Source organism: Streptomyces sp. NPDC043685 (assembly GCF_056436585.1).
The window spans coordinates 566,398-589,787 of record NZ_JBWKCH010000003.1; the positions used below are offsets into that span (position 1 = coordinate 566,398).

The 23,390-nt window shown below is 72.2% G+C and carries 11 protein-coding genes; 9 read left to right on the plus strand and 2 right to left on the minus strand.

The window, feature by feature from the left end; genetic code table 11:
- Positions 1-216 precede the first annotated feature (216 nt).
- On the plus strand, positions 217-918 hold the full coding sequence (locus AC0665_RS11795; RefSeq protein ID WP_478705037.1) for a response regulator: 702 nt from the start codon (positions 217-219) through the stop codon (positions 916-918).
- Between the two features lie 7 nt (positions 919-925).
- On the opposite strand, the gene AC0665_RS11800 is transcribed toward AC0665_RS11795, so the two are convergent.
- Positions 926-1,873, minus strand: coding sequence for a methionyl-tRNA formyltransferase (locus AC0665_RS11800; protein ID WP_468404207.1), 948 nt, complete (start codon positions 1,871-1,873; stop codon positions 926-928).
- Between the two features lie 248 nt (positions 1,874-2,121).
- Here AC0665_RS11800 and AC0665_RS11805 point away from each other — a divergent pair, with 248 nt between their 5' ends.
- From AC0665_RS11805 to AC0665_RS11840, 8 genes are all read left to right on the plus strand, one after another.
- Positions 2,122-3,477, plus strand: a complete 1,356-nt coding sequence (locus tag AC0665_RS11805; protein ID WP_468632639.1) for a lysine N(6)-hydroxylase/L-ornithine N(5)-oxygenase family protein — start codon at positions 2,122-2,124, stop codon at positions 3,475-3,477.
- A gap of 52 nt (positions 3,478-3,529) precedes the next feature.
- Positions 3,530-4,591: a FecCD family ABC transporter permease gene (locus AC0665_RS11810; RefSeq protein WP_478605858.1), complete on the plus strand. Its 1,062-nt coding sequence runs from the start codon at positions 3,530-3,532 to the stop codon at positions 4,589-4,591.
- Positions 4,588-5,649 (plus strand): FecCD family ABC transporter permease, encoded by a 1,062-nt coding sequence (locus tag AC0665_RS11815; RefSeq protein ID WP_478605856.1) that lies wholly within the window; start codon positions 4,588-4,590, stop codon positions 5,647-5,649. The genes AC0665_RS11810 and AC0665_RS11815 overlap by 4 nt, the downstream gene beginning before the upstream one ends.
- A gap of 42 nt (positions 5,650-5,691) precedes the next feature.
- On the plus strand, positions 5,692-6,549 hold the full coding sequence (locus AC0665_RS11820) for an ABC transporter ATP-binding protein (RefSeq protein ID WP_478605854.1): 858 nt from the start codon (positions 5,692-5,694) through the stop codon (positions 6,547-6,549).
- 88 nt (positions 6,550-6,637) lie between these two features.
- Positions 6,638-7,696 carry an iron-siderophore ABC transporter substrate-binding protein gene (locus AC0665_RS11825; protein ID WP_478704909.1) on the plus strand — a complete coding sequence of 353 codons (1,059 nt, stop codon included), beginning with the start codon at positions 6,638-6,640 and terminating at the stop codon, positions 7,694-7,696.
- A 4-nt stretch (positions 7,697-7,700) separates the two neighbouring features.
- Positions 7,701-9,488 carry an ABC transporter ATP-binding protein gene (locus tag AC0665_RS11830; protein WP_478704910.1) on the plus strand — a complete coding sequence of 596 codons (1,788 nt, stop codon included), beginning with the start codon at positions 7,701-7,703 and terminating at the stop codon, positions 9,486-9,488.
- A 57-nt stretch (positions 9,489-9,545) separates the two neighbouring features.
- The gene (locus AC0665_RS11835) at positions 9,546-20,444 is read left to right on the plus strand and encodes a non-ribosomal peptide synthetase (RefSeq protein ID WP_478704911.1); all 10,899 of its coding nucleotides are present in this window, start codon (positions 9,546-9,548) and stop codon (positions 20,442-20,444) included.
- Entirely contained in the window at positions 20,434-22,134 is a 1,701-nt protein-coding gene (locus tag AC0665_RS11840) for an ABC transporter transmembrane domain-containing protein (protein WP_478605845.1), read from the plus strand. Before AC0665_RS11835 ends, AC0665_RS11840 begins: the two co-directional genes overlap by 11 nt.
- 98 nt (positions 22,135-22,232) lie before the next feature.
- Here AC0665_RS11840 and AC0665_RS11845 read toward each other — a convergent pair whose 3' ends face one another.
- Positions 22,233-23,339: an alpha/beta hydrolase-fold protein gene (locus tag AC0665_RS11845; RefSeq protein WP_478704912.1), complete on the minus strand. Its 1,107-nt coding sequence runs from the start codon at positions 23,337-23,339 to the stop codon at positions 22,233-22,235.
- Positions 23,340-23,390: the final 51 nt, after the last annotated feature.

The window sequence follows — 23,390 nt, forward strand, 5'->3', positions numbered from 1 at the left end:
CTCGGCACACGAGCGGTCCCTCGCGGCGGCCTCGGCGCGGGGCGGATCGTCAGCTCCACCGACCCCACGGCCGTCGGCGAGCGGTTGCGCCGGGGCCCGGGCACCGCCCAAGGACGCGCCCGGTCCGGGCAGCTCACCGAGTGCGGCATCGGACCGGCCCTGACCACGCTGGTCCGCGAACGGCCTCACCGGCACGGTGGCGGAAGGAGCGGCCTCATGACCGCGGCGAGCGGCAAGCCGGGCACGATCGACGTCCTGGTCGTCGACGACGACTTCATGGTGGCCCGGGTGCACCGCGCGTTCGTCGCACGCGTCGAGCCGTTCCGTGTCGTCGGCGTGGCCCACACCGGCGGTCAGGCCATCGCGGCGGTGGACGAGCTGCGCCCCGACCTCGTCCTGCTCGACCTGTACCTGCCCGACCTGTTCGGACTCGACGTCATCCCCCGGCTGCGCACGGCCGGCCACGACTGCGACGTCATGGTCATCAGCGCCGCACAGGAGGCCGGCACCGTACGCGGGGCCGTCCGCCGCGGCGTGGTCGACTACCTCCTCAAACCCTTCGGGTTCGAGGAGCTGCGCCTCCGTCTGGAGCGCTACGCGGCGCAGCGGGGCCGGCTGCTCACGACGGTGGTCCGGGGCCAGGCGGACGTGGACCGCGTCCTGGCCGGCGCCTTCGCCCCCGCGCCGGCCCCCACCCTGCCCAAGGGCATGAGCGTGGAGACCGCCGCACTGGTCGAACGGGCCCTGCGGGAGGCCGACGGCACTCTGTCCGCCACCGAATGCGCGGCCGTGACCGGACTGTCCCGGGTGAGCGCCCGCCGCTACCTGGAGTACTTCCACGGCACGGGCGACGTGGAGGTGTCCCTGCGCTACGGCGCCACCGGCCGGCCCGAACGCCGTTACGGCCGTCGGTCCTGAGGGGGTGTCAGGGCCGGCCGGTGAGGTAGCCGCCCATGGAGGTGAAGTACTCGGTGGCGGGGAGCTCCCGGCCGTCCTCGGTGCGTACGCGGGTGATGGCAAGGCCGTGGTTGCGTCCGGTGCGGGCGTCGGCGCCGGCGACGATCACCACGCCGTCGCCCTCGCGGTAGAAGACGCGGCCGGGCGTGCCGCCGTAGCGGCCCTCGGACACGAACGAGGCCAGGACGTCGAGCCGCTTGCCCTTGTGGAAGGTGTAGGCGCTGGGGTACGGCTCGGACTGGGCGCGCACCAGGCGCTCCAGGTCCTCGGCCGGCCAGTTCCAGTCGATGCGGCTGTCCTCGTCGGCCCGCTTGTGGAAGAAGGAGGCCTGGGAGCGGTCCTGCCGGGTGAACTCGGTCTGCCCGGAGGCGATCAGGCCGAGCGCGCCGATGGTGACCGGCGCGATGAGGTCGACGGTCTTGTGGAAGAGGTCGGTCGCGGTGTCCCGCGGTCCGACCGGCACCGCTTCCTGCCGGACGATGTCACCGGCGTCGAGCTCGTCGTTCATCATGTGCGCGGTGACGCCCACTTCGGGCTCGCCGTTGATGAGCGCCCAGATCAGGGGGGAGAACCCGGCGTACTTGGGCAGCAGTGAGTCGTGCACGTTCAGGGTGCCGTGACGCGGCAGGCCGAAGATGCGCGGGGGGATCCACGTACGCCAGTTGTTGGCCACGATGATGTCCGGGTCGGCCGCCTTGAGCCGCTCGAACAGTTCCTCGTCGTCGGGCCGGTTGCGGATCAGCACCGGGACGCCGTGCTCCTCGGCGAGGTCGGCGACGGAGTCGCTCCAGATCTTCTCGTAGGCGTGCTCGCTCTTGGGGTGGGTCACGACCAGCACCACGTCGTGCTCGGACTCCAGGAGGGCTCGCAGGGTGCGGTGCCCCCAGGTCTGGTAACCGAACATGACGACCCGCATGGGGTTCCTCCTCAGAGCAAGGTGTTGGCCGAGACAAGTAAAGCAAGGCTTACCTTAGTACGCAACGGGTGTGCGAGATCGGCGAGTTGAGCATTTCCCCCGCGACGGGAGTCCGTTTTGCCCTGTCGACACCATCACCGGTTTAGCTTAGGCTCACCTAAGTTCCTTGGCGTGTCGCTCTGTTGGGCATGCCCGACTCTCCTTCCCTCCACACCTGATACGCGGCTGCCCCGCACGATGGGAGTGACATGTCGCAGGTTCTCCCCGGTGACACAGCACCGGTCCACGATCTGATCGGTATCGGCTTCGGGCCGTCCAATGTGGCCATGGCCATCGCGCTCCGCGAGCACAACACCCGCGCCGGCGGGCAGGAGGCGGTCACCGCTCACTTCTTCGAGCAGCAGCCCCGCTTCGGCTGGCACCGCGGCATGCTCATCGACGACGCCACCATGCAGGTCTCCTTCCTCAAGGACCTGGTGACGCTGCGGAACCCGGCCAGTCCCTACAGCTTCCTGTGCTACCTGCAGAGCAAGGGCCGGCTGATCGACTTCATCAACCACAAGAACCTGTTCCCGCTGCGCGTGGAGTTCCACGACTACTTCGAGTGGGCCGCGGCGCAGGTCGACGACATGGTCTCCTACGGCCGCGAGGTGGTCGGCGTCGCGCCCGTCACCCGGGACGGCGTCGTGGACCACCTGGAGGTGACCGTCCGCTCGGGCGGCGGCCTCGAAGTCCACCGGGCCCGCAACCTCGTCGTCGGCACCGGCCTGCGCCCCCTGATGCCGGAGGGTGTGGAGCGCGGTGAACGCGTCTGGCACAACTCTGAACTGCTCGCCAGAGTCGACGAGTTGGAGGGCACCTCGCCCTCCCGGTTCGTCGTCGTGGGCGCCGGTCAGAGCGCCGCCGAGAACGTCGCCTACCTGCACCGCCGCTTCCCCGGGGCCGAGGTCTGCGCGGTCTTCTCCCGCTACGGCTACAGCCCCGCCGACGACAGCAGCTTCGCCAACCGGATCTTCGACCCGCAGGCGGTCGACGAATACTTCGCCGCGCCCGAGGACGTCAAGCGCCGGCTGATGGACTACCACGGCAACACCAACTACTCCGTGGTGGACATCGACCTGATCGACGACCTCTACCGGCAGTCGTACCAGGAGAAGGTCCTCGGCACCGAGCGCCTGCGGTTCCTCAACGTCTCCCGGCTCACCGGCGTCAAGGAGGCCCCGTCCGGCGTCCGGGTCACCGTGACCTCCCTCGTCACCGGCGAGGACACCGACCTGGACGCGGACGTCGTGGTCCTGGCCACCGGCTACAGCCCCGCCGACCCCACCGGCCTGCTCGGCGAGGTCGCCGACCGCTGCCTGCGCGACGACGAGGGCCGGGTCCGTGTCGAACGCGACTGGCGCATCGCGACCGACCCCGCCCTGCGCTGCGGCATCTACCTCCAGGGCGGTACCGAGCACACGCACGGCATCACCTCGTCCCTGCTCTCCAACACCGCCATCAGGGTGGGCGAGATCCTCGACTCGCTCCTCGGCCGCGGGGCCGGGTCCGCCACGGACCGGACGCGGACCCTCGCCGACGGCACGGGCAGTGCGGCCCGTTAGCGGGGGCACCTTCCTCAACTCGCCGACAGCGCAAGGGATAACGTACGTCGACATGGGCACGACTGCCGCAGTGGAGCGCCCCACGCCCAGGGGCTCCACGCAGACCCGTCGGCGACGGGTGGCGGGTCTGGGCATCCTTCTGGCGGTCCTCGCGATCACCGCGGTCCTGTCGCTGGCCGTGGGCGCCCGCGCCCTGAGCCCCGCCGAGGTATGGCACGCGCTGACCGGCACCCCGGACGCCGACCGGCGGCTCACGGAGATCAGACTCATCGTCGAGACCGTCCGCGTGCCCCGTACGGTCCTCGGGATCGTGGCGGGTCTGGCGCTCGGCGTCGGCGGGGCACTCATCCAGGGGTTCACCCGCAATCCGATCGCCGACACCGGCCTGCTGGGCGTGAATTCGGGAGCCTCGTTCGCGGTGGTGGTGGCCATCGCCGTGTTCGGCCTCGGCGACCCGTTCCAGTACGTGTGGTTCGCCTTCGCCGGGGCGGCCGCGGCCGGTGTCGTGGTGTTCGGACTCGCCAGCATCGGGCGAGGGGCCGGCAATCCGCTGACCCTCGCCCTGGCCGGGCAGGGCGTCACCGTGTTCCTCGCCGCGATGACCACCGCCGTCGCACTGTCGGACCAGGCGGCGCTGAACGCCCTGCGGTTCTGGAACGCCGGCTCCCTCGCCGGAGTCGGATTCGACGTCATCCGCCCGGTGACCGCGTTCGTCGGCGTCGGACTCGTGCTCGCCCTGAGCACGCTGCCCTCCCTCAACCTGCTCAACCTGGGGGACGACGTGGCCCGGGGCCTGGGCGTGAACATCGCGCTCAGCCGGAGCGTCGGCATCACCGCCATCACCCTGCTGGCGGGCGCGGCGACGGCGGCGTGCGGGCCCGTCGCCTTCCTCGGCCTGATGGTGGCCCACGTCGCCCGGTACCTCACCGGGCCCGACTACCGCTGGCTGGTGCCGTACGCCGGTCTGCTCGGGGCGGTGATCCTGCTGCTCTGCGACATCGCCGGCCGACTGGTGGTGCGGCCGGGCGAGTTGGACGCCGGTGTCCTCGTGGCGCTCCTCGGCGCCCCCTTCTTCGCGGTGCTCGTGTGGCGCGGAAAGTTCAGGAGCGCATGAACGCGACCGATGTGAAGCCGTCGCTGCCGCCGGGGGTGCGGCTGGGCCGGGTGTCGTTCGTCTGGCGGCCCTGGATCGTGTGCGTCACACTGCTGCTGGCCGCGGCGACCTTCCTGGTGTTCTGCGGGTCCATCGCCGTCGGCGACTTCCCCGTGGGGCTGACGCGGGTGATCGCCACCCTCTTCGGACGGGGCGAGCGGGTCGACGAGTTCATCATCATGGACCTGCGGATGCCGCGCGCCCTGGCCGGGCTCGTCGTGGGCGTCGCGCTCGGGGTGTCCGGGGCGATCACGCAGTCCATCGCGCGCAATCCCCTGGCCAGCCCGGACGTACTCGGCATCACCTCGGGCGCTGGCACGGTCGCGGTCTTCCTGGTGACGGTCTCGGGCGGGGCCGCCACGGCGATCACCGACTCCGTGGGCCTGTCGGCGGCCGCGCTCGCGGGCGGGCTCGGCACGGGCCTGCTGGTGTACTTCCTGGCGTGGCGGCGCGGGGTCGACGGCTTCCGGCTCATCCTCATCGGCATCTGTGTGAGCGCCGTGATGGAGGCGATCACGACCTGGCTGCTCGTCACGGCCGACATCAGGGACGTGGCCCGGGCCCAGGCGTGGCTGGTCGGCTCGCTGGAGGACCGCGCGTGGGACGAGGTCCGTACCGCCCTGTGGTGCGGGCTCGTCCTCCTGGCCGTCGTGTCGTGCGTCGCCTTCCAGTTCAAGCCGATGCACTTCGGCGACGAGGTCGCCGCCGGGCTGGGCGTCCGGTACGCGCGGGTGCGGGCCGTCCTGCTGCTGTGCGCCGTGCTGCTGGCTGGTGTGGCGGTGAGCGCGGCGGGCCCGGTTCCCTTCGTCGCGCTGGTGGCGCCCCAGGTGGCGATGCGTCTGGCGCGTTGCCCCACACCGCCGATGGCGGCTTCGGGCCTGGTGGGCGCGCTGCTGCTGATCGGCTCGGACCTCGTGGCGCGCACGGCGCTGCCGGTCTCGCTCCCGGTCGGCGTGGTCACCGCCGCGATCGGGGGGCCCTTCCTCGTCTACCTGCTGGTGCGGGCGAACCTCCGGTAGAGGTACAAGAGTCAGGTGAACCTAAGCAACAAGGGGGGACCCGTGGTCGCACAGTCCGTCACCGAGGCCGCGGTCGGCGGCGCCGCGCGGCTGGCCGCCCGAGGCGTCACGGTCGGCTACGGCGGCCGGGTCGTCATCGACGAGCTCGACGTGTCGATACCGCCGGGCGTGATCACCACGATCATCGGCCCCAACGGCTGCGGGAAATCGACCCTGTTGCGGACCCTGTCGCGGCTGCTGAAGCCGGCCAGGGGCACCGTCGTCCTGGACGGCGAGGACATCGGCAGGCTCAGGACCCGGGACGTGGCGAGGAAACTCGGCCTGCTCCCGCAGGCGCCGGTCGCGCCGGACGGGCTGACCGTGGCCGATCTGGTCGCCCGGGGCCGCCATCCGCACCAGAGCTGGCTGCGGCAGTGGTCGTCCGACGACGCCGACGTGGTGGCACGCGCCCTGGCCATGACGGGAGTGTCCGACCTGGCCGACCGCCCGGTCGACGCACTGTCCGGCGGGCAGCGCCAGCGCGTGTGGATCTCGATGGCGCTGGCCCAGGGCACCGATCTGCTGCTGCTGGACGAGCCGACCACCTATCTGGACCTGGCGCACGCCATCGACGTCCTCGATCTGGTGGACGACCTGCATGAGGCGGGCCGCACCGTCGTCATGGTGCTGCACGACCTCAACCTGGCCATCCGCTACAGCGACAACCTCGTGGTGATGCGGGAGGGCTCGATCCTCGCGCAGGGCCATCCGCGGGACGTCGTCAGCGCCGAACTGCTGCACGAGGCCTTCGGGTTGCGCGCCCAGGTGATCGAGGACCCGGTCGGCGACCGGCCACTCGTCGTGCCGATCGGGCGCACCCACGTGCGGCCGGGGCACGTCCCGGCAGACGCATCTGAGTAAGGCTAGGCTTACCTCATTAAGTCGCGGTAAGGTTTGGCTGCCCTTAGGCGAGGGTGCAGCGAACTAGCGCGAAAGCAAGGGGATTTGGATGCTCCTCCATCGAACGACGCCCGGGAAGCCATGGCGGCGACTGGCGGCGGTCCTCTCCGCGGCCACCCTCGGCGTCGGTCTCCTCGCGGGATGCGGTTCCGGCTCGTCGGACACCGCCGGTGACAAGAGCGAGGGCGCCCCGGCCGCGGCCGACGGCGCGTTCCCGGTCACCGTGGAGCACGCCTTCGGATCCACGACGGTCGAGAGGGCGCCCCAGCGGGTCGTCTCCGTCGGCTACACCGACGACCAGACCGTCCTGGCGTTCGGCATCAAGCCCGTCGGCATGGTCGACCAGTACCCGAACCCGCCCGGCAAGAGCCCCGACATCAACACCCAGTGGCCCTGGGTGAAGGACAAGTGGGGCGACACCAAGCCCGAGGTCGTCATGAGCAACGGCGACTCCGGCCCCAACTACGAGAAGATCGCCGCCCTGCGCCCCGACCTGATCGTGGCGGTCTACTCCGAGATCGACCGGGCCGCCTACGACAAGCTCTCGAAGATCGCCCCCACCGTGGCGCGCACCAAGGCCGAGAAGGAGCCCTTCAGCGCCCCCTGGCAGGACAACGCCCTGCACATCGCCAAGGCGCTCGGCAAGGCCGACGAGGGCCAGAAGATGGTCGACGACATCCAGGGACAACTCGACACGGCCAAGAAGGCGCACCCCGAGCTCGCCAAGAAGACCGCCGTCGCGCTGTCCTGGTACAAGGACTCGGTGGCACCCTTCACCTCCACCGACGTACGCGGCCGGCTCATCACCGGCATCGGCTACACGTACCAGACCGAGATTGACAAGGTCGCGGGCGGCAACTTCTACACCACGCTCTCGCCCGAGCGCATCGACCTCGTCGACGTCGACCACATCTTCGTCATCAACGACAAAGCCGACACCGAGGCGCTCAAGAAGTTCAAGCTGTTCGCCAACCTGGACGCCGTGAAGAAGGGCAACGTGTCCTACCTGCTCGACAGCGAGGGACCCGCGGTCGGCGCGGCCATCTCCCAGGGCACCCTGCTGTCCATGCCGTACGCGATCGACGAGCTCGTCAAGTCGGTCGAGTAGGGAAGTGAGCACCACCGACACGCGCGTCGCCCCGGCGGCCCTGCGCACCACGACCGGACGCGAAGCAGCCCGCTGGGTCGCGGCACACTGCCGCGAGACGCCCGGGCTGACGGCCGCCACCGTGCTCACCACCGTCGCCGGGGCGGCGCTCCAGGTCCTCCCGGTGCTCCTGCTCGGCCGGGTGGTCGACGGGGTCGTCGGGGGAGAGGACCGTTCGGTCCTGGTCACGGTCGGGGTGCTGATCGGTGCCGCCGCGCTCCTCGGCGCGGCGGCCACCGCGGTGTCGACCTACCTGATCGGACGGCTCGGGGCGGATCTGCTCGCACGGCTGCGCGAAGGCGCCGTCCGGGCGGTGCTCGGCATGCCCAGCGCACGCGTCGAACAGGTCGGCCGGGGGGATGTGCTCTCCCGGGTCGGCGACGACGTGGCCGTCCTGTCCAAGGGTATCCGCACGGCCGTCCCGACGGTGTTCTCGGCCGGCGTGCTGGTCGTCATCGCCACCTTCGGCATGTTCGGGCTGGACTGGCGGCTCGGCCTGGCCGGCGCCGGCGCGCTGCCCGCCTACGCGCTGGCCCTGCGCTGGTACCTGCCCCGCTCCGCCCCGCTCTACCGCAAGCAGCGCGTCGCCCAGGCCGACCGGGCCCAGGCGTTCATCAGCGGCCTGAACGGCATCGACACCGTCCGCGCGTACCGCCTGGAGGGCGCCTTCCGCGAGAAGGTCACCGCCGAGTCGTGGCGGGTGCGCGAACTCGGTGTCGAGGTGTTCCGGTTCTTCGGCCGGTTCGTGGGCCGGGAGAACCGCGCCGAGTTCATCGGACTGGTCCTGATCCTCGTGGTGGGCTACGCCCTCCTGGAGGCGGACGCGGCCACCCTGGGCGAGGTGTCGGCGGCCCCGCTGCTGTTCCACCGGCTGTTCACCCCGCTGGGCGCCATCATGTTCACCTTCGACGAGGCGCAGAAGTCGGGCGCGAGCCTGACCCGCCTGGTCGGGGTGCTGGGCGAGTGCGCCGAGGAGCGGCTGGTCGGCGACCCGTCCGTCGCGCTCGCCGAGGCCGGGGCGTACCCGGTGACGGTCGAGGGGCTGACGTTCCGTTACCCCGGCTCCGAGGAGCCGGTCCTCAGGGACGTGAACCTCACCATCCCCGCGGGCGGTTCCCTCGCCCTGGTCGGCGCCACGGGGGCGGGCAAGACCACCCTGGCCGCGCTCATCGCCGGTGTCGGCACCCCCGAGGCCGGATCGGTGCGCATCGGGACGACCGACCTGGCCGATGTGGACGAGGCCGGGGCGCGGGCCCTGGTGAGCATCCTGACCCAGGAGACCCATGTGTTCGCCGGCCCGCTCGCCGACGACCTGCGGCTGTCCGCGCCGGGGGCGACCGACGCCGAACTGGAGGAGGCGCTGCGCACCGTCGGCGCCGGGGGCTGGGTCGCCGCGCTGCCCGAGGGGCTCGACACCCCGGTCGGCGAGGGCGGGGAGCGCCTGGACGTCACCAAGGTCGCTCAAGTCGCCCTGGCGCGGCTGGTGCTGGGCCGGGCGCCGGTGGTGGTGCTCGACGAGTCGACCGCGGAGGCCGGCAGCGAGGGCGCCGCCGAACTGGAGCGGGCCGTGCGGGCCGCCTGCGCGGGCCGGACCACCCTGTTCGTGGCGCACCGGCTGACCCAGGCGATGGCCGCGGACCGGATCGCCGTGCTGGACGCGGGCCGGGTCGTCGAGCAGGGGACGCACGAGGAACTGGTGGCCGCGGGAGGCCGGTACGCACGACTGTGGCGGGCCTGGCGAGAGGGTAGTTAGGTAAGCCTTATTTAGGCTAGCCTAACTCCACATTCTGGAAGGGACGCTGAGTCTTCGATGATGCAACCGCGTGCTCGTCTCACCCTGCCGTCTCCCGAGCGTCTGGCCGATGTGCGCCGGAGGATCGGCGACTACCCCGACCGGACCATCCTCGAGGCCTGCGCCATCGGGCTGGCGTACTGGGCGACCGGCGACAGCCCCGAAGGCATCGACCTCACCCCCGGCACGCTCTTCGCCGATGTCCTCGGCTGGGTCGACAACGGCGGCAGCACGCCCGGCGGTTGGGACCTCGCCCCGGACGGCCGCGGCCTCACCGTCCCCGACGGCGTCCCACCCGAGGACGCGCAACTCGCGCTGGACGACCTGGCCGACTTCCCTGACCGGCCCCTCGGCACCATCGGCCCGTCCGGCGTCGCGGACAGGCTCCGGACCCTGGCGCGCTGGAACGACAACCGGGCCGACCGGGTCCGCCCCGGCATCGTGGAGATGTTCCGGGAGCAGGCGAGCGCCCGGCCGGACGCCGTGGCCGTCGTCGACGAGCACCGGACACTGACCTACCGTGAAGCGGCCGAGCGCTCCAGCGAGTTGGCCCACCATCTGCTCGCGCGCGGGCTCGGTTCCGAGCAGGTCGTGGGCATCTCCCTGACCCGCTCCGCCGACATGGTCATCGGGCTGCTCGCCGTGCTCCAGGCCGGCTGCGCCTTCGTACCGCTCGACCCGCAGTGGCCCGCCGCGCGCCGCGCCGTCGTCATCCAGGACGCCCGGGTCGTCGTGCAGCTCAACTCCTCGGGCGAGCACGACCCGGCCGAACCGGACGCCGTGGCCGTCGACCTCGCCGACTGGCGCTACAGCTCGTATCCGGCGGACGGGACGGGCATCACGGCCCTCGGCGACGCGCTCGCCTACGTGATCTTCACATCCGGGTCCACCGGGCGGCCGAAGGGCGCGATGATCCGTCACGAGGCCATCAGCGAGCGCCTGCTGTGGCAGGTGAACGAAATCCTTGGCTTCGGCCCCGACGACGCCTCCCTGTTCAAGGCCCCGCTGTCCTTCGACATCTCCATCAACGAGATCTTCCTGCCGCTGGTCTCCGGCGGCCGGCTCGTAGTCCTGCGACCCGGCGGCGAACGCGATCCGCATCACCTGCTGGGCGTCATCGCCGAACAGCGCGTCACCTTCACCTACTTGGTGTCGTCCATGCTGGACGTGCTGCTGGAGATGGCGGGCGACTCCGGGCGCCTGGACAGCCTGCGGCACGTGTGGTGCGGCGGCGAGGTGCTCACCCCCGAGCTGTACGAGCGGTTCCGCACCAAGCTCGACATTCCCCTCTACCACGGTTACGGCCCGGCCGAGACGACCATCGGCGTCTCCCACGTCATCTACCGGGGTGCCGCCGAACGCCTGTCGACCTCCATCGGCAAGGCCAACCCCAACACCCAGCTCTACGTCCTGGACGACGAACTGCGCCCGGTCCCGGTCGGCGTCGGCGGCGAACTCTACGTCGGCGGCTTTCTCCTGGGCCGCGGCTACGTGGGCGCGCCCGGCCTGACCGCCTCCCGCTTCGTCGCCAACCCCTTCGCGGACGACGGCTCCCGCCTCTACCGCACCGGCGACCTCGCCCGCTTCGCCCCGGACGGATCGCTGGACTTCCTCGGCCGCGCCGACAACCAGATCAAGATCCGCGGCATGCGGCTGGAACTCGAGGACGTCGAGGCCGGCCTCGCCGAACACCCCCGCGTCCGGCACACCTGCGTCGTCGCGAAGAAGAACGCCGCCGGCGGCACCTACTTGATCGGCTACGTCCTACCGGCCGCCGGCGGGGAGGACCTGCGGGCGGACGAGGTCAAGGCGTGGGCCGGCGCCCACATGGTCGAGTACATGGTCCCCGCCCACATCGTGGTGATGGAGGAGTTCCCGCTCACCGCCAACGGCAAGCTCGACCGCAACGCGCTGCCCGAACCCACGGTGGGCGCCGGCGCGCTCGTGCGCCCCGCCACCGACGACGAACGCGCGGTGTGCGCGGCCGTGGCGGAGGTGCTGCGCCTCGACGAGGTCGGGGTCGACCAGGACTTCTTCCAGCTCGGCGGCGACAGCATCCTGGCCATCTCCCTGCTGAGCGCACTGCGCGAGCGGGGCCTGCACGTGACGGCACGGCAGATCCTCACCCACAGCACCGTGGGCGCGCTGGCCGCGGTCGCGAGCCGCGAGGACGTCACCGCCGTCGACCACGCCGACGTCGCCACCGGCACCGTCGTCGGCTCGCCCATCGTGCAGTGGCTCGGCGAGACCACGGACGCCGTCGACGGCTTCGTCCAGTCGGTCGTCCTGAACACTCCGGCGGACCTGACCGCCGACGCCCTCGACGCGATCCTCGGCGCGCTCGTCACCCGGCACGACATGCTCCGCGCCCGGCTCGTGCGCGGCAGCCGCTGGAGCTTCGACATCCCCGAGGCGGCCCCTGCCGAGCCCTGCTGGGAGCAGAGCGACCGGCCGCTCGACGCCTGCCTCGCCCTCGCCACCGACCGGCTGGACCCCATGGGCGGCGTGATGCTCCGGGCGGTCTGGCGCTTCCGGGCACGCCAGCTCGTCCTCGTCGCCCACCACGTGGTCGTCGACGGCGTCTCCTGGCGCGTGCTGATGGACGACCTGGCCACCGCCTGGCGGCAGTTCACCGCGGGCGAGCCCATCGAACCGCCCCCGGTCGGCACGTCGTTCCGGCGCTGGACCCAGCTGCTGGAACGCGCCGCCTTCGACGTCGACAGCTCCCCCTACCGCCGCCCCCTGCCCGGTGCGGACCAGCCGCTGGCCCGCCGCGCCCTGTCCCACACCGACACCGTCGCGAACGAACGCCTGCGCACCGTCTCGGTCGGCCCCGAGATCACCGCCGCGCTGCTGAACGAGATCCCCGCGATGTTCCACGCGGGTGTCAACGACGTCCTGCTCACCGCACTCGCCGTCGCCCTCGCCCGCCGACGCCGCGACCTCGGCCAGGACCAGACCTTCGCCCACATCGAACTCGAAGGCCACGGCCGCGAGGGGCGGTTCGTGGCGCCCTCCGCCGGCTTCGAGCCGGACCTGTCGCGCACCGTGGGCTGGTTCACCACCCTGTTCCCGGTGACCGTGGACCCCGGCACCACGTCGGACTTCACCGCCCCCGCGTACCTGGCAGCCGCCCTGAAGGCGGTCAAGGAGGACCTCGCCCGGATACCGGACAACGGCGTCTCCTACGGCGCCCTGCGCTACCTCACCCACACCGAGTTCGACGCCCCCGCCCCCCAGGTGCTCTTCAACTACCTGGGCCGCTTCGCCGCCGGCACCCCCGGGGACTGGCAACTCGCGGGTCGCACAGGCCAACTGGGCGAGAAGCGCGATCCGCGGATGCGCCTGCCGCGCGCCCTGGAGTTCAACGCGATCGCCGAACCCGCCGCCTCCGGCGCCTACGAACTGGTCACCACCCTGTCCTGGCCCGACGGCATGTTCACCGACGCCGAGATCACGACACTCGGCGACTACTTCCGCACGGCCCTGGCCGGACTCGCCGCGCTCGACGAAGGCGGCCACTCGCCCAGCGACTTCCCCCTGGTCCCGCTCACCCAGGACGACGTCGACACCCTCGACGGCCCGGCGCTGCGGGACATCCTGCCGCTGACCCCGTTGCAGGAAGGCCTCTACTTCCACTCGGTCTTCGACGACGACTCCGCCGGCGCCTACGTCGAGCAGCAACTGCTCACGCTCAACGGCGAGGTGGACGCCGACCGGCTCGCCGCGGCGGCCACCCGCCTGCTCACGCTGTTCCCGAATCTGGCCGCCCGCTTCACCGCCCTGGCCGACGGCCGGGTGGTCTGCGTCCTGGACAACGGCGTCGAGGCCCCCTTCACCACGCTCGACCGCCCCGGCATCACCGACGAGGAGCTACGCGACCTCGCCGAACGGGACCGCCGCACCGGCTTCGACCTGGCCTCCGGCCCGCTGATGCGCTACACCCTGCTGCGCGCCGGCTCCGGCCGGAACGTCCTGGTGCAGACCGTGCACCACATCATCGCCGACGGCTGGTCCGTGCCGCCGATGCTGCGCGCGCTGCTGGCCGAGTACCACGCCCCGGGCAGCGTCCACCCGCTCGGGGGCTTCGCCGACTACGTGCACTGGCTCGCCGGCCGCGACGCCGACGAGAGCGACCGCGTCTGGCGCGAGGAACTCGCCGGGCTGCCCGGTCCCTCGCTGGTCGCCGAAGGGCACACCCCCTCCGACCGGTTCGCCGACACCGCCGTGGAACCCGAGGAGGACATCGACACCGCCGCCCGCGAGGCCGGAGTACCGCTCAGCGTCGCCGTGCACAGCGCCTGGGCCGTCACCCTGGGCGGCATCCTCAAGGGCAGGGACGTGGTGTTCGGCTCCACGGTCTCCGGCCGCGACGCCGAGCTCCCCGGCATCGAGGACATGGTGGGCCTGTTCATCAACACCATCCCCGTACGCGTCCGTTGGACACCGGACAGCACCGCGGGCGATCTGCTCACCTCGGTGCGCGACCACCAGAGCGCGGTCCTGCCGCACCAGCACGTCTCCCTGGCACGCATCGGCCGCCAGGCCGGCTCAGGTCCCCTCTTCGACACCCTCGTGGTGTTCGACGTGGCCACCGACCCGGCCTCGCTCGGCCGCCCCGGCGACACCCTGACCATCACGGACATCGTCAACGAGGGCGCCCCGCACTACCCGCTGACCCTGGTGGCCGAGCGCACGCACGACGGCCGCCCGCGCTTCAACCTCATCCACGACGGTGACCTGCTGGACGAGCCGGCCGCCCGCGCGATCCTGCGCACCTTCACCCGCACCCTGGCCACCCTGCTCACGAACCCGGACACCCCCGTCGACGCGCTGGCACGGGGAACCGAACAGCGTCCCGCGCCGATCGCGCCGACCACCCTCGGCGCGCTCTTCGACGCCGCCGCACGCCGCGACCCGGCGGCCACCGCCGTCACCCAGTGCGGCCTCGACGGCGCCACCCGCTCCCTGACCTACGGTGAGCTGTCCGACGCCAGGGACGACCTGGCCTCGGCCCTGCGCGCGGCCGGAGTGGGCCCGGGCCGACGGGTCGCCGTGGCCGTCCCGCGCTCCCTCGAACAGGTCGTCGCCCTGGTCGCGATCGTCGGCGCGGGCGGTGCGTACGTCCCGCTGGACCTGGCGTACCCGGACGAGCGGCTGGAGTACATCCTCGCCGACGCCGCCCCCCAGGTCGTCCTCGTGGACCCTGCCCAACGCGACCGTTTCACCCGTCTCCTGGCCCGCGCAGGCGTCGCGGCCCGTGTCCTGGTGCAGGGTGAGGAACCCCCGGCCGCCCGCACGGATCCCGGCCCCGAGCCCGACTGGCACACCCCCGCCTACGTGATCTACACCTCCGGGTCGACCGGCCGCCCCAAGGGCGTCGTGGTCCCGCACTCCAGCGTGGTGACCCTGCTCGCCCGCACCCGGCCCGCCATGGACTTCGGCCCGGACGACGTCTGGGTCCAGTTCCACTCCTTCTCCTTCGACTTCGCCGTCTGGGAGCTGTGGGGCGCGCTCGCGCACGGCGGTGAGCTGCTGGTGCCCGAGTACGGGCTGACGCGCTCCCCGGTCGACTTCCACCGGCTGGTCCGCGAACGCGGCGTGACCGTCCTCAACCAGACCCCGTCGGCCTTCTACCAGTTCATCGAGGCCGACCGGCTGGCGGGCGAGCCGTTGCCCGCACTGCGCCGGATCGTCTTCGGCGGCGAGGCCCTGGACCTCGGGCGGCTGCGCGGCTGGGTCGAGCGGCACGGCACCACCGCCCCCGAGCTGGTCAACATGTACGGCATCACCGAGACCACCGTCCATGTCACCCACCGGGTGCTCACCCAACGGGACTTCGGCCCCGGCGAGGACGTGAGCCCCATCGGCGGCCCCATCCCCGGCCTGGTCACCCACCTCCTCGACGACCGGCTCCGGCCGGTGCCGCCGGGCCGGGAGGGCGCCATCTACGTCGCCGGTGACCAGGTGTCGCTGGGCTACCTGGGCAGGCCCGGCCTCACCGCGGGCCGCTTCGTGGCGGACCCCTTCGCGGCCGACGGCTCCCGCATGTACCACACGGGCGACCTCGCGGTCCGCACCCTCGACGGCGAACTGAGGTTCACCGGCCGAGCCGACGACCAGGTGCAACTGAAGGGTTTCCGCATCGAGTTGGGTGAGGTCGAGGCCGCGATCAGAGCCCTGGACGGCGTGACCGACGTGGCCGTGACGGTGGCGGACACCGGTGACCACCTGGTCGCGCACGTGGTGGGCGGTGTGCCCGGCGACCTCACCGCCCGTCTGTCGTCGAGGCTGCCCGTCCACATGGTTCCGGGCCGGGTCCTGCCGATCGACGCTCTGCCGTTGACCGTCAACGGCAAGCTGGATCGAAAGGCGCTGGCCGAACACGCCCTGAGCGGCGCGGGGAACGCGATCAGCCGCGAAGCACCCGCAGGCGACATGCCCCCGGTAGCCGCACTCACCGAGATCTTCACGGAGACCCTGCCCGGCACCGCCGTGACCGCCGACACCGACTTCTTCCGCGCCGGAGGCGACAGCATCATCGCCATCACGGTCGTGAACAGGGCCAGGACACTGGGCCTGCCCATCACCCCGAGGGACGTCTTCCTGCTCAAGACGCCCCGCGCCCTGGCCGAACACCTGGGAACAAGCACACCCCGAGCCATCCCGGAGGCCACCCACCGGGAAGACGGCCCGCTGCCCCCCACCCCGATCATCCTCCGCCAACGCGAACTCGGCGGCTCCCTCACCCGCTTCGCCCAGGCCAGGACCCTCCAGGCCCCCGAAGGCACCGGATACGCCGACGCCGTACGCGCCGCGAACGCCGTGGTCGCCGCACATCCCGCACTCCGACTGCGGCTGCACACGGAACACGGCGTGTGGACCCTGCGAACCGACCCGGCCGGCGAGGTCACCGTCGTCCGCCCGGACACCACCGACGCGACAGCCGTCGCCGACGACGCCGCCGGGCAACTCGACCCCGAGAACGGCGAGGTCATCGCGTTCGCCTGGCTGGAAGCCCCCCGCACCCTGGTGGTCACCGTGCACCACCTGGCCGTCGACGCGGTGTCCTGGCTGATCCTGCTCGACGACCTGGCAGCGGCCCTGCGCGGACAGGACCCGGCCCCGCCGACCACCTCCTACGCCGAGTACGCCGAAGCCCTGACCCTCCGGTCGGCCCACGCCGTCGACGACCTGGGCCGCTGGATCACCACACTCCAGGCGCCCCAACTGCTGCCCGCCCCCGGCGCCCTGCGCGAGACCACCGTCGCGCTCGACCCGGAGGTGAGCGAGCGCCTCACGCGCACCGCGCCCGCCGCACTCGGCGTCGGTCTCACCGAGCTGCTGTGCGGCGCCCTGCGCACCGCGCTGACCCGGATCCAGCCGTCGCCCACCGACCTCGCGATCGACCTGGAGCGGCACGGCCGGGTCCCGGTCCTCGAAGAGCACGACTACAGCCGTACCGTCGGGTGGTTCACCTCCATCGCACCCCTGCGGCTCACCCCGCACACCGATCCCGTCGCGGCGGCGCGCGAGGTCGCCGAACGTCAGCCGGACGAGGCCGGGCACGTCGCCTACGGCCGGCTCCGGTACCTCAACCCGCAGACGGCGCCGCTGCTGACGGCCCGCCCGCAGGTGCTGTTCAACTACCTCGGCCGGGGCAGCGAGTCCCAGGCGCTGCCCATCGCCAGGGGCGACCAGGGCAGCCCGTACGCCGTCGAGGTCAACGCGTGGACCGACGAGAGCACCGGCAGTCTGCTCGCCGAGTTCGTCCTCGCCGAGGGCGTTCCCGACGCGATCACCGAACACTGGCGCAGCGCACTGCGGCACTTCGCGGACGCCGCGACGACCGCCGAGCGCACGGCCCCCGTCACCCCCCTCCAGCGCGGACTGTTCTTCCAGGCCCAGCTGGCGGGCGCCGCCGGACACTACGTCGCACAGAACTGGTTCACCTTCGACCGGCGCCTCGACACCGACGCGCTGGCCGAGGCGATGGCCCACGTGATCGCACGGCACCCGGTCGTCGGCGCGGGCTTCGGCACCGACGACGACGGCAACCCGGTCCAGGTCCTCAAGGCCGGGCGCCGGGTCGACGTCCGCACGGTCGCCGTGTCCTCGGACGCGGAGGCCGACGCCCTGCGAGTCCGGGACCGGGACACCGGGTTCGACCCGGGCGAGCCGCCGCTGATCCGATTGACCGTCGTGCACCTGCCCGGCGACCGGGACGGCCTGCTGCTCAGCTACCACCTGCTGCTGTGGGACGGCTGGTCCCGCGAGATCGTCCTGCGCGACCTGTTCGACGCCTACCGTGCCGTCCTCGCCGGCGAGCCCTTCGACGCGACGCCGGCCACACCGACCTTCGAGGAACACGCCCGGGCGCTCGCCGCCAAGGATCCGGCGGTGTCCGAGCGCTTCTGGGCGGACCACCTGGCCGCTCTGCCCGGCCCGACGCTTCTCGCCGGACCAGCACCGTCCTTCTCGGACGACCTGCCGAAGGCCCTCGTGCACACGCTGTCCGCCGAACAGTCCGACCTGGCACGGGAAGCGGCCCGGGTGCACGGCGTCACCCTCAACTCGGTGCTGACCGGCGCGTTCGGGCTGCTGCTGGGCGCCCACACGGGCCGCAGCGACGCCGTGTTCGGCGTGACCGTGTCCGGCCGCGAGGGCGAGGGGCTGTCCGGCATCGTCGGGGTACTGCTCAACACCGTGCCGATGTGGACCAGGGCCCGCCCGGACGACATGGTCGGCGCCTACCTGTCGGCCGTCCAGGCCGCCCGGGTCGAGGCCATGGAACACGAACACCTCGGGCTCGGCGAGATCCAGCGGGCCAGCGGCCACGACACCCTGTTCGACAACCTGTTCGTGCTCCAGAACTTCCTGGACATGGACGCGTTCGCCGAGATGAACGCCCGGCACGGCATCACCTCGGTGAAGGCCGACGACTCCACCCACTATCCGTTCACCTGGGTCGTCACGCCCGGCGACCGGCTCACGGTCAAGCTGGAATACCGCGACGGCGACACCGGCAACGCGCGCCGTCTCCTCGACGACTACCTGAGCGTCCTGGAGGACCTCTCCCGGGCGACCGGGCCGGTCGGCGCGCTGCGGGGCCCGGGCCCGGTGCCCGAGCCGGGTGCACGCACCGACGTCGGCACGGACACCGTCGTCGACCGGTTCGACCGGGCGGCCGACCGCGACCCGGAGCGGGTGGCGCTCGTCGCGCACGGCGCGACGATGACCTTCGGCGAACTCCGGGACGGCAGCCGGGCCGTGGCGGGCGTGCTCGCCGGACGCGGCATCGGACCCGAGACGACCGTGGGCCTCGCGATCCCCCGCTCCCTCGACTGGATCGTGGCCCTGTTCGCCGTCCTGCGGGTCGGCGCCGCGTACGTGCCGCTGGAACTGGACCATCCCGACGAGCGGATCGCCGCCATCGTCGAGGACGCCCGGCCGGACCTGATCCTCACCGTGAGCGCGGTCTCGCCCCGGCTGACCGGCGAGCTGATCGAGCTGGACCGGCCGCTTCCCGAGGCCGAGCCGTTCGTGACGTTCGCACCTGAGGACCCCGACCGGCTGCGGCACCCGGCCTACACGATCTACACCTCCGGCTCGACCGGGAAGCCCAAGGGCGTGGTGACCGAGTACGCCGGGCTCACCAACATGCTGATCAACCACCAGCGCCGCATCTTCGAACCCGTGCTGGCGCAGCACGGCCACCGGGTCTTCCGGATCGCGCACACCGTGTCCTTCGCGTTCGACATGTCGTGGGAGGAGCTGCTGTGGCTCGCGGACGGCCATGAAGTGCACATCTGTGACGAGGAGTTGCGCCGCGACGCGCCCCGGCTGGTCGCCTACTGCCTTCAGCACGGGATCGACGTCGTCAACGTGACCCCGACCTACGCACAGCAACTGGTGGCCGAGGGCCTGCTCGACAACCCCGGTCGACGGCCGGCGCTGGTGCTGCTCGGTGGCGAGGCCGTCACACCGACCCTGTGGCAGCGGCTCGCCGAGACCGAGGGCACGGTCGGCTACAACCTGTACGGGCCCACCGAGTACACCATCAACACCCTCGGCGTCGGCACCTTCGAGTGCGCGGACCCCGTGGTGGGCGTGGCCATCGACAACACGGACGTGTACGTCCTGGATCCGTGGCTGCGGCCGCTGCCGGACGGTGTGCCCGGCGAGCTGTACGTGTCGGGCATCGGCATGGCGCGCGGCTACCTGGGGCAGCCCGCCCAGACCGCGCACCGCTTCGTCGCCTGCCCGTTCGGCGCGCCCGGCGAGCGCATGTACCGCACCGGCGACCTGGTGGTCCGCCGGCCCGACGGCAACCTCATGTACCTCGGCCGCACCGACCAGCAGGTCAAGATCCGCGGCCACCGCGTCGAACTCGGCGAGGTCGAGGCGCTGTTCGCGGCCCATCCGGCGGTGCGGTTCGTCGCCGCGGTCGCCCAGCCCGACCCCCAGGTCGACGGCGCGTACCGGCTGGCCGCCTACCTGGTGCTGGAGGGCGCGGAGCTGGCGTCCGTCGCCGCCGAGGTGGGCGCCGGACTGCCGGACTTCCTGCGCCCCACGCACTACGCGCAGGTCGACGGCATCCCGCTGACGGTGAACGGGAAGGCCGACACCAAGGCGCTGCCGGAGGCCAAGCCGCTGGGCGCGCTGACCACGGCGGGGGAGCGGGGCCCGCGCACCGAGACCGAGACCGTGGTCTGCGAGTACTTCGCCGAGGCACTGGACCTGGACGACGACGAGGTGAGCGCGGTGAGCGACTTCGTGTCCCTGGGAGGACACTCCATGCTGGCGGTGCGGCTCGTCGGGCTGCTCCGCCGCGAGTACGGTCCCGTGATCACGATCCGCGATCTGTTCACCCTGCGAACCCCGGAAGCGATTGCCCGCCATCTCGATGACAACTGACACGCAGCGGCCCCGCCAAGGGGCCGCCATCCTTCGGACCGCCCTGCGGCGCAACCTCGGCGCGATGGCCTGGGGCACCCTCCTCATGGGCCTGTACCAGGCCGGTGAGACGGCCTTCCCCATCGCGCTCGGCCTGATCGTCGAGCACACCATGCGCGACGGCCGCGGCCTCCAGGCCCTCGCCCTGTCGATCGGCGCGCTGGCCGTGATCATCACGACGGTGTCGCTGTCGTGGCGCTTCGGCATGCGGATCCTGCAGAAGGCCAACACCACCGAGGCACACCGCTGGCGGGTGAAGGTCGCGGCCTGCGGCCTGCAACCCGTGGCCCGGGACGTCGATCTGAAGTCCGGCGAGGTGCTGACCATCGCCACCGAGGACGCCGACCAGACCGCCGACATCATCGAGGTGGTGCCGCTGCTGATCAGTTCGCTCGTCGCGGTGCTGGTCGCGGCGGTCGCGCTGGGCCTGGCGGATGTCCGGCTGGGACTGCTGGTCATCGTGGGGACCGTCGCGATCCTGTCGGTCCTCAGTGTCATGTCCAAGCGGATCGGCAGCAGCACCCAGGAGCAGCAGGCCCGGGTGGCGCGGGCGGGTGCGAAGGTCGCCGACCTGATCACCGGCCTGCGCCCGCTGCACGGCTTCGGCGGCAACCACGCCGCGTTCCGGTCCTACCGCCGGGTCAGCACCGAGGCGAAGCAGCAGTCGATCACCGTCGCCAAGGTGAACGGTGCCTACGCGGGCACCGCGCTGGCCCTCAACGCGGTCCTCGCCGGTGCCGTCACCCTGCTGGCGGGCCTGCTGGCGTTCGACGGCCGCATCACCATCGGGGAACTCGTCATGGCCGTGGGGCTCGCGCAGTTCATCATGGAGCCGCTGAAGCTGTTCTCGGAGATGCCCAAGTACGTGATGATCGCGCGGGCCTCGGCCGAGCGGATGGCACTGGTGCTGTCGGCCCCGCCGGTGACGACCCCGGGCTCCGGACGCCCTTCCCCGGGCGGTGACCTGGAGATCGACGCGGTCCGCCACGGTGCCCTGAACCATGTGACGTTCCGCGTGAAGGCGGGGGAGTTCGTCGCCGTCGCGCCGTATCAGCCGCGGGCGGCGGCCGATCTCGCCGCCGTCCTGGCCGTGCGCGTCCCGCCCACCGCCTACGAGGGGACGGTGCGGATCGGCGGCCAAGAGCTGGCGGAGCTGTCCGTGGAGGCGGTCCGCGAGCACCTGCTGGTCAACCCGTACGACGGGGAGATCTTCGCGGGCACCCTCCGCTCGAACATCGACCCGTCGGGCACCAGCCGGACCGTTCAGGACGCCGTGGAGGCCTCCATGCTGACCGACGTCGTGGCCCTGCACCGCGAGGGCCTCGACCACGGCGTCCGCGACCGGGGCGCCAACCTCTCCGGAGGCCAGCGTCAGCGCCTGTCCCTGGCCCGCGCCCTGGCCGCCGACGCCGACGTCCTCGTCCTGCACGACCCGACGACGGCGGTGGACGCGGTCACCGAGCAGCTCATCGCCCGCAACGTGGCGAAGCTGCGCCGGGGCCGCACGACGATCGTGATCACCAGCAGCCCGGCGTTCCTGGACGCGGCGGACCGGGTGCTGGTCCTGGACGACGGCACGATCACGGCGGAGGACACCCACCGCAATCTGCTGTCCAAGGACGAGGCGTACGGCCTGGCGGTCGCCCGGTAGCCGCCGAGGGGCTGGGGGCCATGCCCCCAGGGGCGCGGGGCCGAGCCGGTGTACGGCTCGGCCCCGCGGGCGCGACCAGCCCAGCGGCTCGCGGGCGGCTACTCGCCGAGGGCCCAGCCGACATCCCTGAGCAGGGCGTGACGCCACCCGGCCCGGTCGTGCCCCGATGCGGACCGGGAAACCCGCACGGTCGCCCCCGCGCGCTCCACCGAACGCTCGGTCACCTCGCAGTGGGGCAGCATCCGGTCCTCGTGCTCACCGACGTCGAACGCGACCCGAAGACCCGACAAATCAGCACCCTCCCGCAGCCGCTCGGCCATCGCACCCCCGGCCGGCCCGCGCAGCGGATCGGCCCACCCCGACGCATCAGCCGTCCACCAGAACGACCCCGACTGACAGGCGACCCGCGACACCATCTCGGGAAACTCCAGCGCCGCGTACAGCGCGCTCAGCCCCCCGAGGCTCTGCCCGGCGACCACGAGCCGCTCCGGATCGGCGTTGACTCCCGACTCGGCCACCAGCGGCAGCAGTTCGTCCCGCACCGCCTCCCACAGCTCCGGCCGGCACGTGAACTCCGCTGCCCGGTCCTTGGCGGGCAGGAAGACGAGAGTGACCGGCGGCAGATCCCCCGCTTCCACCGCCGAGTCGAACGCCGTCATGGCCGGATGCAGATACAGCCAGTCGTCCCCGTCGAGCAGCAGCACCACCGGCCCCCCGCCCCCCGCCGGATGGACCCGTACGGTCCGCCGCCCGCCCAGCCGCGCACTCGCCCAGCGGATCCGAGCCCGGGGCACGGGCAGCACCGCGTCGGCCCCGAGGAGGGGCCAGTGCGGCTGCTCCGGGGCGTCCGGCGTCGAGGCGACGGAGCGTTCGCCGCCCGCACCGGCCGGGTTGAAGGGGTCGGCACGGGAGACGTCCCCCGCCACGAACCGGTACGTCACCCGCAGCCGCGCCGGCATGCGCACCTCGGCGTACCAGCAGTCCGAGTCCTCCCACCGGCGCAGGGCGACGGGACCCGACCAGCTCTCGAACTCGACGGTCACCGGCTCCGATCCGCGCCACAGGAACAGGGTCACCCAGCCGCCGTCGCCGTCCGGCACCGCCGCGGGCGCGCCCGCGGCGGCCCAGAACACGTCACTGCCCGGCCTGCCCGGCAGTCCGAACTCCGCGAAGGCGTCCTCCCAGTCGGCCGCTGCCAGGCGCATGAACGTCTCCTTGTGAGAGGGAAGGGGCAAAGGCTAAGCTCCGTCAATTAG